A 13,637-nucleotide genomic window follows, 5' to 3' on the forward strand; every position below is an offset into this window, starting at 1 on the left:
ATTATTATTATATTTTCCTACTTTTGCCTACCATAAAAACAAGTTGATATATAATTACATGAATACTAATAATTTCTGTATAATTATGGCAGGTGGCATTGGAAGTAGATTCTGGCCATTAAGCCGAACTAATAAACCCAAGCAATTTTTAGATATTTTAAATACTGGCAGAACATTTTTACAATCAACTTTTGATAGGTTTAAAGATATTTGCCCTGTTGAAAATATTTATATTGTTACTAACAAAGATTATAAGGATTTAGTTTTGGAACAACTTCCTGAGCTTACACAGGAACAGGTTTTATTAGAACCTCAAAGAAAGAATACTGCACCATGTATTGCATATGCTAATTATACAATTTTAAAGCGCAATCCTAATGCAAATATTGTTGTTGCCCCGTCTGATCATTTAATAATAAATACTGAAGAGTTTAAAAGAACTATTTTAAAAGCTTTAGATTTTACAAATAAAAATGATGCATTACTAACTATTGGTATAAAACCTTTAAGACCTGAAACAGGGTATGGTTATATTCAGGTTAATAATGAAGAGAAATATGATGATGGATTATTAAAGGTTAAAACTTTTACAGAAAAGCCAAACCTTCAGATGGCAAAAGTGTTTTGTGAAAGCGGGGAGTTTTTCTGGAATAGTGGAATATTTATCTGGAGCTTGAAATCAATAATGAGTGCATTTGAGGAACATCTTCATGAAGTAGATATTTTATTTAAAGAAGCACTTCACCATTTTTCAACTTATAAGGAGGATTACGCAATTTCTTCAATATATTCCGAGTGCAAAAATATTTCGATTGATTATGGGGTAATGGAAAAAGCCAAAAATGTTTTTGTGATTTCTGCAGATTTTGGTTGGTCTGATCTTGGAACCTGGGGTTCGCTTTACGAGAATTTACCTAAAGATGAGAATCAAAATGTAATAAAAGGTAACGATACTGTTACTTATGATACAAAGAATTGCATAATTAATACTCCGGAAAATAAATTAGTCGTTATAAATGGATTATCAGGTTATATTTTAGTTGATACAAATGACACCTTGCTAATTTGTAAGAAAGAAGATGAGCAACATATCAGACAAATTGTTAATGATATTAAAATTCAAAAAGGAGATACTTTTATTTAAAAGTAGAAAATCTATAAAATAAAAAAACCGCTGATAAGCGGTTTTTTTATTTTATTAATGCTATTAATATTCCCACAAATCGTGTTCGAATTTGAAGATAAAATCTTTAATATTATCCGATTCTGTTAAAGCATCTAAACCATATTTAAATTCACCAATACGACGGTTGTCGTATACATTGGTTTCTTTAAAAATATAGCTACTAAAACGACGTTTAAAAAAGATATCATCAAATGTACGACGTTCTGAATCAGTATTAGAATTGAAAACTTCATGGTTTGCTAATAAAGGACGTGCAGCTGGAAAATAAACCCAGAAAACTTGTTTCATTTCAAGATCTTTTTCTTCAGTTTCACCTTCAGTAGGAGCTGTTACTTCCTGATTAACAGTAGCAGTTCTTTCATACATTCTGATAGGACACATACCTACAATTCTTACTTCTAACATTGCTCTCTGTTTATCAAAGTACCAAACTTCTTTTAGTAATAACCTTGTAACTTCAGAAGTGTTTCTTTCAACTTTAAAAACTTTTTGCACTTGTTCTCCTGTTTCAGGATCATCAACATAAGCTGTGTCATTTTTTACACCAAACTTATCATCTAATTCTAAAGCAGTCATAGGAGTTGTGAATTCATCATCACCTGTATTATAAACTACAAGTCCTTCTGATTCAACCCCGTAAAGCAACAAGTCAATTAAACTATATCTATCATCCATTTTTTGAGTGGGATAATAAATAGGATGATTAATTTTTTCACGTAGATCCAACATTCTCCATATTTTTTTAGACCACATCATATCTGCTTCACGCAAATGATGATAAGGAACCGGTTTACGGGCAGGAACATGTTCCTTTACATAAACACCGTCTAATACATCGCTTACTTGTGCTTTAGCAAAAGGAACGATAAAAACGGCAATTGTCAGAACTAAAATAATCTTTTTCATAACCTTTAATTATTAGGTTAATTTAATTTAAATGAAATTGTACCAATATCACTTACAGTACCATCTGGTCCTTTAGCTTTTACATTTTCAATATAAACTTTTTTACCCTTTGGTACTTTGTTAATTAAGTCAATTTGCTGAGGTGTAAATCTACCACCATTTGATGGAGCATCCTGAGTAAAACCTCCAATACTTGCTGAAACGTTGAAACTTACAACAGAGAATTTTAATTCAAAGTCAAAGTTTTCAAGTGTTGCAGCAGGACCAGCTTGTGCAGATAATAATCCTTTACTAATTGTACCGCCTTTTTGACCACCACAAGTAGGAACTGGAGAAGGTACTCTTTTAATACGGAACTCTTTTGATCCCATTGATTTAGAGCCACCTTTATCATCTTTTGCAGATACTGAAATATTGCATTTTCCTACTTTTGTAACTCTGGCAACCCAACCTTTTCCGGATTTAACTAATGAACCACCTGAACAGTTTGCAGAAATTTGGTCATCTCTGAAACCTGGAACAGATATTTCAATAGGATTGTCAACACCAATATATAAAACATTCATTTTAGTAGGAGATACAACTGCCATAGGAGGTGCAACATTATACTCGATACCATATTTTCCACCTGATTTTACAGGATAACTTGTCATTACACCGGTTGTTGCATTAAAAACTCTGATTAATGCTGAATAAGTATGACTTCCACCACCGGCGTTTGGTACTATATATTTACCAATTCCATCTTTAAAATTAATAGTTTGAGATGGATTAATAATTTCATTTTTAACTGAATCATATGCTTCACCAATAACAACCTGAGAAGTTGTATCAGTAGAACTATATGCAGCAATAAATAATTCTGCTTCATAAGAGTCACCTTGAATTATGTAATTACTTTTAGGAATTACACGTGGTGCTACAACGTCAAATTTAATATCCTCAGAACCAATACCACCTAATAGTGTTTGAATTACTGTTGCTTCAGCATTTTTAACCTGATTTTGAATCTGAGTTAAAAGAGTTAAAGTTGCAGCACAAGGGATTTCGGCAAATAATTTAGTTTCCCAATATTTTTCATCTGGTTTGTCAGGATCAAAGTTCTTATCATCATCAGTATTAATACCTAATTCACCTAACTTTTTAATTACAGTATCCTTTTTATTAAGAATAATTTTAGGATCTCTTAATAAATCCAAAGCTTTCTTTTTAAAGTCAATTAATTTATTTTTAAGATTTCTGGCTTCGCCTTGAGAACCGTCACCAGCTTCACCTAACATAAATAAATGAGGAATATCACGATTATCTTTTGCTTCAAATTTCATCATGTCTTCCTCTCTAATAGCAGCTTCAGCATCAGTTGCACCGTCAGCTTTTTTGATAATCTGAATTTTCAAATCTTTGATATAAGCATCAAGTTCATTTGAAAGTTTTTTTACATTTTCTGCTGCATCGTAGTATGGAGTTACTTTTTTAGGATCGTTACCTTTTGCAAAAGCTAATGATTGATAAGTAAATCCATTTCGTTGTGTAAAATTGACGTTTGTTTGCTGAAGTCCTTTATTTACAACAACGAAGGCATTAAGTATTTCTTTTGAAACGTTCAATGCAAGCATCGCCGTTAAAAAGAGATACATCATTCCGATCATTTTCTGCCTCGGGGTTTCGGGACAATTGGTTGCACCCATATTCTAATATTCTTTTTATATCAATTACAACTCTGTTTTGAAAAAATTATTTTGAAAAATTCATAGCAGAAAGCATATTGCCATAAATTGTATTCATTGCTGTTAGGTTTTGTCCTAACTTAGAGATTTCCTCACGATATTTTTTAACATCGCCGGCAGACTCTTTCATATTTACCATAATTTCTTCCATACCGCTAAATAATGTTTTTGCGGATTCTAGATGTTCGTTTGTACCTTGAAGTTGTAGTTCATATACTGAATTTAATGCAGTTAAGTTTTTAGACATAAGGTGAAGTTGTTCTGCATAACCTTTTGAACCAGTTTTTGTGTTTTCAAATTCTGCATTCATTGCTTCAGCCAATCTTCCATAAGATTCTGATAATTTTTGACCTGATTCAGTAACCATCACAGCTACTTTTGTTCCGCTTTGTGACATAGTATCAGCAAATGTTCCAACTGATCCGGCTACAATTTCAGCAGATTTTTCATATGATTTAGCTAGTCCGCTTGCTGAATTATTTAATTCCTGTGCTGATTTACCATATAAATCAGCAAATTCATTTACTTTATTTGAAGCTTTTTCAAAACTTGCAACATAGTTATTTGTTGCAACAGAAGCCTCAGAAACATCTGAAAGTTTTTCAGTAGTTTCATTTAAAGAACGTAAACCATTGCCTAATTTTTCAAAAAGCTCAGGTGTTATTTCTGCATTATTAATTAATGCATCAAATTTTTCAAGAGCGGTTTTCTTTGTATCAATTTCTTTTTTCTTTACATCATGGTCTTCAATTTCGTCATGCATACCTGCTAATTCTGGATAAGCTAAACTCCAATCCCATTCTTGGTGAAGGGGCTCAAAAGCAGATGTGAAAAAGATAAATGCTTCCACAGAAAGACCAATTACAAGCATAATACCTGAACCAGGCCAGTGCATAATTTTAAACATAGCACCTACGAGCACTACTGCTGCTCCAATGCCATATACTTTTGACATGAAGTTTTTCCAACCTCTAGTTTGAACAAGTTCGCCAAAATTAAATCCCATTGTGTTAAAGTTTTTAAAGTTTAGACAATAATTAATTATTTATTTTACAGCCAATAATGAATTAATATACTTGTGATCCTGAACCACCATCGCTAAAGTCGCGTCCTAAGTACTGACGTACGCAACGGAAACCGATATATGATTTTGCAGAATCCTGATATTCAAATGAACGTGTACCACATTGCATATAATATGAAATATCTTTCCATGATCCACCACGAATAATTTTACGTTTACGTACTGGTGGGTCATCAGGTAAAGCTTCATATTGATAATCTGGGTTTAAATCATCTGTCCAACTATATGCAGATTCATCAAATGCATTATTTGTCCATTCTGATACATTCCCTCCCATATCATATAAACCCCATTCGTTAGGATCGTTACTAGCAACAACTAATGGATATATTCCACCATCAGCTGTGTAATTACCACGCATAGGTTTAAAGTTTGCAATATAACAACCTTTATAATTTTGAGTATAGTAACCTCCCCAAGGATACATTGAACCTTTTAGCCCACCTCTTGATGCATATTCCCATTCTGATTCTGTAGGAAGTCTGTAATCCTGAACAAAAGTTTCACCCATTGATTCAAGGAAGTAGCTATTTAATAATTGTGTTCTCCATACACAGAAAGCACGTGCCTGTCTCCATGAAACACCAACAACAGGGTAATTATCAAAAGCAGGATGCCAGAAATAACTTGCCATTGGTTCGTTAAATGAATATGTAAAGTCACTAATCCAGCAAAGTGTATCAGGATAAATATTTACAACATCACGAACAATATATGATGAACGATCTTTTACTGCAATTCTCTGACCTTTGGTAGCACTTTTATAATTATAGTCAGTAACTTCACCATCATATTTGTTTTCGTCTGCATTCCAAGCACGGCGTGCTTCATTATTGAAATCATATTTTTTTGCAGCCTGTCTTAAGTCTAGCCAGAAATACTCGAAATTTAACTTTCTTGTATCTAACTCCTTACGGCGATAGAAACGTTCATGTTCAGGTAAGAACATTTCGTTAAGAATTTCTCTTTGTTCAGGATCATTCCATTTAATTTGTTCTTCCCAATTAATAAATGGAGGATTTACTTCTTCACCAAAATCATTTTCAGTTCTTAGAAACTGTTCTAATTGCGCACCAAGTAGCTTTGAAGCTATGGAGTCGCGAACCCAGTTCACAAACTGACGATATTCGTTGTTTGTAATTTCTGTTTCGTCCATCCAAAATGGAGCAATAGAAACTGTTTTGGTTTCAGCAGTCATAGCCCATGGAACATCCTGATCATCAGGACCCATATTGTAACTACCTGCTTGGCAGAAAAGCATACCATAAGGTTGCGGTTCAAACCATGCCTCGCGATTGGGAACTCCTACTAATTCGCCGTTACCGGTATTAGAGCAGCTGTTTAGACCAACTATTGCAAGGAAAAGAAACAAAATTAACACTAAAGTTTTCATAGGACATTTATTTATATGAGAACTTCCAATTTTCATTATTAATTATAAAAATCTAACACTACGTGATGTACCTCTTGGACCAGCTTTCTTAAGATTAAAGCAATATTTTGCCATAAACTCAACAGAGCCACTTTCATATGATTTAAGTTTTGAGATCGTAAAATCATATGCTAAAGCAAAGGTTATATTTGATTGAGTTGTGAATCCTACCATTGCGACAATTGCATCACCAAATCTGTAAGAAATTCCACCTCTGAATTGTTTGCGGTATTCTATCATAGCATTTAAATCATATTGATTTGTTTTACCATCTGATTTAATAAATGCAGAAGGAATTAAACCCCAGTTTTTATCTGGTAACTGAATAAAAGATCCAACTATAACATAATAATGTCTTGCAACGAAAGGCATTTTTCCTGCTTCATACTTCAAATCTGGTTGAGTTAAGTGAGTTGACGATATTCCACAATAAATTTTATCGCCTTTTGCTCTATAGAAAACTCCAAGATTTGCATCAAAAACGAATTTGTTTTCTGAATGAGGAATCAAAGGGTCTAGGTATGGATTTGTACCTGGGTTATTTAACTGATCAGGAGTTTTCCATTCTCCATCTAATGATTTATTTAAGAATCCAAAACCTAAACCTATTCCTAATGAGCCGTCGCCTATTTTTAATTTATAAGCATAATTCAGATTAAGAAATGTATTCTTCTCAAATCCAAGTTTATCACTCATTACATTTATTCCAACTCCACTGCTAATGCTTGGAATTGACATGTCGCCACTAAATATCATCGTTTTAGGCGCTCCGTCAAAACCCATCCATTGTTGACGATAAAGTAATGAAGCACAAATAGCTTCATTACTACCAGCAAATCCAGGATTAACTGGTAAAATATTGTATTTATTTAAACTTAATTGAGGATCTTGCTGTGCTAACAGGCTAAAACCCACAAAAACTAAGATAAAAAGAGAAATTAATTTCCTCATATTCAAATATTTACTTCTCGGTTTGTTATGTTTAAACATCACTTTATCACTTGGTAAAGTAAATAAAAATATTCTTTACATCCAAATATTACCAACACTTTTCGGTTAATAACTCTCTAAAATTTTCAACTTTGTACGATAAGACTTTAGAAAGGTTTTAATTTGTTGGCATTTATCTGATATTTTTTTTTATATTTTTATTTTACTTGTTGATATTATTTTTTTAGAACTTTAATATATTTTCAGAATTATTAACGATGGATTGTTTTAAATTGTTGTGTTATGTATTGTTTTTCAACATATTTTTTGAAAATATTTCCACCATCTGTCAGGAACTTCACCATTACAAGCTTTGTTATAGTCTGAATAAGAGCATGATATTATTAAGCTTTTTGAAAAACCAGATTTAGGATATGGTACTTCCATCCACCATCTTTCGGTTTTAGAACTTTTAAAAAATGTAATTGAGGTATCTTTTCCAACTTCAACATGAAATTTTAATAGTGATTTGACTTTTTTTGAAGGAGATTCATGTATTCTTTGTGAAAATCCTTCTAAAAAATACCATATTGCCTGTGCTGCAAGCATTGCTTCATTATTATTATTACTTAACCCATATATTCCAAATGAAGAAGTTCTATCACCTGAACCTGCATATCTGGATAACTGACATACTTCACGACCATCTAAACCGTTGGGTGAATTAATATTTTCTTTATAGTTATAATAACCTTGAATAGAATTTAAGTGCAAAGCAAAAATATCTGCATCTCTTATTAATGGCTCAATCTCAGAAATGTTTGATTTTACAATTCCTAATCTGATAGTATCAAAGTATAATTTGTTAAGAGTATTAATATCTTCAGGAGAAACAAAGTAGGATTGATACCCTATTAATGAAAAATTAAACAGACAATTGTTATTTCTCATAACAATTTTAGGCAGATAATGTGTTTCCTGATCTTTAGTTTCTTTTTGTTTTAACGAAATTGCAGAATCGATTGAAACAATGTTCACAGGATTTTTTGTTTCCTCAAAAGACAAATAATTAGCAAAAGGTAGATTATTGTTATCACCAATAATAATGGATGTTATCTTTTTTGTATGTAGATAACTTATAACTTCCCTAACACCATAAATAATATCATTTTTAGTTTTCCCTATTTTTAGATTTCCTAAGTCAGCTGCACTTATATTATAAGGTGTGAAAAATGAATATAAAAATTTTCTGATCAGATTGCTTGCATTTGATTCCTGATTTTTATCTGACCAGACTCCAAAAATCGCAACTTTAGTTTTACCTAAATCAGATAAAGGTTTTTTAGTAGAATTAATTAATATTTTATTTTCAAATCTCGATTTTTCGCTAAAACTTTCGTTAGTGATATTTGAGATATTTACAGGATTAAAAAAATCTTGTAGTTGATACATTATTTTCTACTTTGCTTTCTTTTTTACTGTTGTTTTCTTTTTTGAGCTAGCCTTTTTTGCAGGTGCAACTTTTTTTGTCTTTTCTGTTTTCTTTATTGGTGTTGATTTTTTAACCACAGCTGCTTTTTTCTGGGGCTTTGGCTTTTTCTCGGGACTTTGTTTAATTATTTCGATAAAATCATTGTAGGTCAGAGTATTCCAGTCAGTTTTTGAAGGAATTCTATAGTTTTCATCCTTATATTTAATATATGCACCGTATCTACCTTTTATAATATGTAAATCAGGATCTTCTTTAAAATCGCGTAAAGCAGCTGCTGCAGCCTGATTTTGTTTTTCAATAATTACTTCAATTGCTCTTTCTAAATTAATTGTATAAGGGTCATCAATACCTTTTTTTAATGAGCAGAATTTACTGTCATGTAAAACGTAAGGGCCAAATCTTCCAATATTTACTGAAATTTCCTTTCCATTATATAATCCTAATTTTCTTGGTAGTATAAACAATGAAAGAGCTTCTTCAAGTGTTATAGTTTCTAAATACTGGCTTTTTTGTAAACTTGAGAAACGAGGTTTATCGTCTTCGTTATTGTCACCTAGCTGAGCAAGTGGTCCGTATTTGCCAAATTTAACATAAACAGGCTTTCCTGAAACTGGATCTGTACCTAATAATCTTTCGCTTATATTTTTTTGATTTTTTCCTGTACTTTCAACAATCTTACTATGGAAAGTTTTGTAGAAAGTTTTAATCATTTTTGCCCAATCTTTATTTCCTTCGGCAATTTCGTCAAACTGAAGTTCTACTGAAGCAGTAAAATTAAAGTCGAGTATGTCTGAAAAATTCTCTAAAAGAAAATCATTAACAATTATACCAGTATCGGTTGGAAATAATTTTGATTTTTCGTAGTTAAAGTTCTCTTTTTTAATTTGTTCTGAAATGTTATTGTTGCTTAATGTAATAACCACAACTTCTCTTTCACTACCTGCTCTGTCTTCTTTAATAACATATCCACGGTTTTGAACTGTAGAAATTGTTGGGGCATATGTAGAAGGACGGCCTATTCCAAGTTCTTCTAATTTTCTAACTAAGCTGGCTTCAGAATATCTTGGAGGATGATGATTAAATTTCTCAAAAGCAGAAATGTTTTTCATTTCAATTTTTTGATTCTTCTGCATAGGAGGTAATAATGACCCAACTTCATCTTCAGTTTCATCATCAGTCGATTCCATATAAACTGTTAGAAAACCGTCAAATTTTATTACTTCACCTGTTGCAATAAAGCTTTCTGATGCATTTGATGAATTGATCGTTACTATAGTTTTTTCAATTTGAGCCTCACTCATTTGTGAAGCAATAGCCCTTTTCCAGATTAGTTCATACAATCTTTTTTCGTTACCAGCAACAGCTATAGTGCTATTATTAAAGTATGTAGGTCTGATTGCTTCGTGAGCTTCCTGAGCACCTTTTGATTTTGTATTAAATTGGCGGGTTTTTGAATATTCTTTACCGTATTTTTCGTCAATTTCTTTTTTTGATGCAGCTATTGCAAGGTTTGACAAATGAACCGAGTCGGTTCTCATATATGTAATATGTCCTGCCTCATATAATTTTTGAGCTAAAGTCATTGTTTGGGCAACTGAAAAACTAAGTTTTCTGCTTGCTTCCTGTTGAAGTGTAGAAGTAGTAAATGGTGGAGCAGGAGATTTTGTTGAAGGTTTTGTTTGAATATCTGTAATTGTAAAGGTTGAGTTTTTACATTTTTCAAGAAATGCATGAGCTTCCTTTTTAGTATTAAAACCTTTTTGAATGTCTGCTTTTAATTCATATTTTTTTCCGTCTTTATCAGTAATAATAAATATTCCCGAAACTTTATACTGTGAAACAGCTGTAAATGCAAATATTTCACGCTCTCTTTCTACTATTAATCTTACTGCAACTGACTGAACTCTACCTGCTGATAAACTTGGACGAATTTTTTTCCATAACAATGGTGAGAGTTCAAAACCTACTAATCTGTCAAGAATTCTGCGTGCTTGTTGTGCGTTAACTAAATTATAATCAATACCTCTTGGATTTTTAATAGCATTATTTATAGCCTCTTTAGTAATTTCATGAAAAACTATTCTTTTTGTATTAGCTTCTTTTAAATCTAATGTTTCAAAAAGATGCCACGAAATTGCTTCTCCTTCACGGTCTTCATCAGATGCAAGCCATACGAATTTTGCGCCTTTTGCAAGTTTCTTAAGTTCATTAACTGTTTTAACTTTATCTTCCGGAACTTCATAATTTGGCTTAAAGTTATCGTCGATGTCAACGCCAAGATTTTTTTTTGCTAAGTCGCGAATGTGTCCAAAACTTGATTTAACGAGGTATCCTTTTCCTAGAAATTTCTCAATAGTTTTGGCCTTTGCAGGAGATTCTACGATGACTAAATTTTCTTCCATCTATTTTTTGTAATTTTGGGGTGCAATTTAAATATTTTCTTTTTAGGATTACTTTTATCCTTTTTTTAATAATAATATATATATAATATTGGACTAAATCATGGAAAAAAAAACAGTCAATAATACTGATCAGAAGGCTTTTAAGAAATATATAAAAATTTTATGGTTTATTTTTATTTTTCCAATTATCTCTATTTTTTTATTATTCTTCTTTATTTCTGAAGGTTATTTTGGCTATATGCCGAGCTTCCCTGAGATGGAAAATCCGAAAAACAATCAGGCTTCAGAAGTTATTTCGAGTGATGGAGTTGTTTTGGGAAATTATTTTTTAGAAAACAGATCGAGTGTAAAATTTGAAAATCTATCTCCATATTTAGTTAAAGCATTGGTAGCTACTGAGGATGCCAGGTTTTACTCTCATTCAGGAGTTGATTTAAAGGCAATTGTAAGAGCTGTAACGGGAATAGGCAGCAAGGGTGGTGGGAGTACAATTTCTCAGCAGTTAGCAAAAATGCTTTTTCCACGCGAGAATTTCTCGAATTTCTTTTCAAAAATAATAAGAAAGCTACGTGAGTGGGTAATGGCAGTTAAACTTGAGAAAAGATATACTAAAGAAGAAATTATAACAATGTATTTCAATAAGTTCGATTTTTTAAACTTAGCAGTTGGAGTAAAATCAGCATCAAAAATATATTTTAATTCAGATCCCGACTCACTTAGATTAGAACAGGCAGCTATGCTTGTTGGAATGGCAAAAAATCCTTCTTTATATAACCCAATTCGTCGCCCCGATTTAACTAAAGAAAGACGAAATGTAGTTTTAAGTCAGATGAAGAAGTACGATTACATTACTGAAGCACAGTTTGATTCGCTTAAACTTTTACCATTGGATATTCACTTTCAAAGAGCTGATCATAAGGAAGGTATTGCAACCTATTTCCGAGAATATTTACGAACCATTATGGATGCAAAAGAGCCTATCGAAGAAAATTATATTGACAAACAAAAATATTATGAAGATTCGTTGAATTGGGAAACTAATCCACTTTACGGTTGGTGCAATAAAAATTTAAAGCCTGATGGAACTCCTTATGATATTTATAAAGATGGTTTAAAAATTTATTCAACATTAAATTCCAGAATGCAGAAATATGCTGAATATGCTGTAGCAAGACATTTAAAAGACGAAATGCAACCAAAGTTTTTTAAAGAACAAAAAGGGAGAGATAAAGCACCATATGCATGGAATATGAGTAAAGATCAGATTGAAGAAACAATGAACCTATCAATGAGGCGAAGTGAGAGATATAGAGTTTTAAAATCACAAGGGTTGTCTTCAACTGAAATTGAAAAAACATTTCATGAGCCTACACAAATGTCAGTCTTTTCATGGAAAGGAGATATTGATACAGTTTTAACTCCATGGGATTCAATAAAGTATTATAAATATTACTTACGTGCAAGTTTAATGTCAATGGAGCCACAAACTGGTTTTGTAAGAGCATATGTTGGAGGTTTTAATTATAAGCATTTTCAATATGACATGGTTGAATCCGGTAAACGTCAGGTTGGCTCAACTTTTAAACCATTTCTTTATGCATTGGCTATGCAGGAAGGTTATTCTCCTTGCTATGAAGTTCCTCTTATTCCGGTAACTTTTGAATTACCAGATGGAAATATCTGGGTGCCTAAAAATAGCGGAAAAACAAAACGCGATGGACAAATGGTAACTTTAAAATGGGCTTTAGCAAATTCTGTAAATTGGATTTCTGCATGGCTAATGAAACGTTATAGCCCAGATGCAGTAATTAATGTGGCAAGAAAAATGGGAGTTAGAAGTAGAATTGATGCAGTTCCATCTATTTGTCTTGGTACCCCCGAACTTAGTTTAGCAGAAATGGTCGGCGCATTCACTACTTTTTCAAATAAAGGAATTTATACTCAGCCAATATTTGTGACAAGAATTACAGATAAAAACGGTAATGTGTTATCAACTTTTAAACCTACAAGAACCGAATCTTTTAGTGAAGAAACTTCTTATTTGATGATAGAATTATTAAGAGGAGTTGTTTCATTTGGTACCAGTTGGCGCGTAAAAGGAAAATATAAAGTTGAAGGTGATATAGCAGCAAAAACCGGTACTACACAAAATAACTCTGATGGTTGGTATATTGGTTTAACTCCTCGTTTGGCAACAGGTGTTTGGGCAGGTGGCGAGGATAGGGGGATTCACTTTGCCAGTACTGAGAACGGACAGGGTGCAAGTATGTCTTTACCTATTTGGGCATATTATATGGAAAAAGTTTATGCTGATAAAAAACTAGGTTATTCTACTTCCGATAAATTTGAAAAACCTAAAAGCATGAAAGTAAACGCTGATTGTAGTAAATCAAAAGACGAGGAACAGCCCGGAGGTGATATTTTAGAAGGGGTGGACCTTTAAGTTAAAAAGTTTAAAGTTCTTGGGTTATTAAGTTT

Annotated in this window: 9 protein-coding genes; 2 read left to right on the forward strand and 7 right to left on the reverse strand. The window is 32.2% G+C overall.

Translation table 11 applies throughout. The features are described from left to right. Positions 1-58 precede the first annotated feature (58 nt). Positions 59-1,144, forward strand: coding sequence for a mannose-1-phosphate guanylyltransferase (locus HY951_05605; protein ID MBI5539514.1), 1,086 nt, complete (start codon positions 59-61; stop codon positions 1,142-1,144). 63 nt (positions 1,145-1,207) lie between these two features. Here HY951_05605 and gldN read toward each other — a convergent pair whose 3' ends face one another. The 7 genes from gldN to topA all read right to left on the reverse strand — a co-directional run bounded on the left by gldN (position 1,208) and on the right by topA (position 11,159). Further along, positions 1,208-2,092: a gliding motility protein GldN gene (gldN, locus tag HY951_05610; GenBank protein MBI5539515.1), complete on the reverse strand. Its 885-nt coding sequence runs from the start codon at positions 2,090-2,092 to the stop codon at positions 1,208-1,210. 17 nt (positions 2,093-2,109) lie between these two features. Further along, positions 2,110-3,732 (reverse strand): gliding motility protein GldM, encoded by a 1,623-nt coding sequence (gene gldM, locus HY951_05615; protein MBI5539516.1) that lies wholly within the window; start codon positions 3,730-3,732, stop codon positions 2,110-2,112. A 94-nt stretch (positions 3,733-3,826) separates the two neighbouring features. Then, entirely contained in the window at positions 3,827-4,825 is a 999-nt protein-coding gene (gldL, locus tag HY951_05620; GenBank protein ID MBI5539517.1) for a gliding motility protein GldL, read from the reverse strand. 61 nt (positions 4,826-4,886) lie between these two features. Beyond that, the gene (locus tag HY951_05625; GenBank protein ID MBI5539518.1) at positions 4,887-6,296 is read right to left on the reverse strand and encodes an SUMF1/EgtB/PvdO family nonheme iron enzyme; all 1,410 of its coding nucleotides are present in this window, start codon (positions 6,294-6,296) and stop codon (positions 4,887-4,889) included. Positions 6,297-6,338: 42 nt separating this feature from the next. Beyond that, positions 6,339-7,286: a type IX secretion system membrane protein PorP/SprF gene (locus HY951_05630; GenBank protein MBI5539519.1), complete on the reverse strand. Its 948-nt coding sequence runs from the start codon at positions 7,284-7,286 to the stop codon at positions 6,339-6,341. A 294-nt stretch (positions 7,287-7,580) separates the two neighbouring features. Then, complete coding sequence (locus HY951_05635; GenBank protein MBI5539520.1) at positions 7,581-8,717, reverse strand: hypothetical protein; 1,137 nt, start codon at positions 8,715-8,717, stop codon at positions 7,581-7,583. 6 nt (positions 8,718-8,723) lie between these two features. Then, a complete protein-coding gene (gene topA, locus HY951_05640; protein MBI5539521.1) occupies positions 8,724-11,159 on the reverse strand; it encodes a type I DNA topoisomerase in 2,436 nt (811 codons plus the stop codon). A gap of 100 nt (positions 11,160-11,259) precedes the next feature. Here topA and HY951_05645 point away from each other — a divergent pair, with 100 nt between their 5' ends. After that, entirely contained in the window at positions 11,260-13,602 is a 2,343-nt protein-coding gene (locus HY951_05645; protein MBI5539522.1) for a transglycosylase domain-containing protein, read from the forward strand. Positions 13,603-13,637: the final 35 nt, after the last annotated feature.

The sequence above is a fragment of the Bacteroidia bacterium genome (genome assembly GCA_016218155.1).
Taxonomy (GTDB): Bacteria; Bacteroidota; Bacteroidia; order Bacteroidales; family GWA2-32-17; genus GWA2-32-17.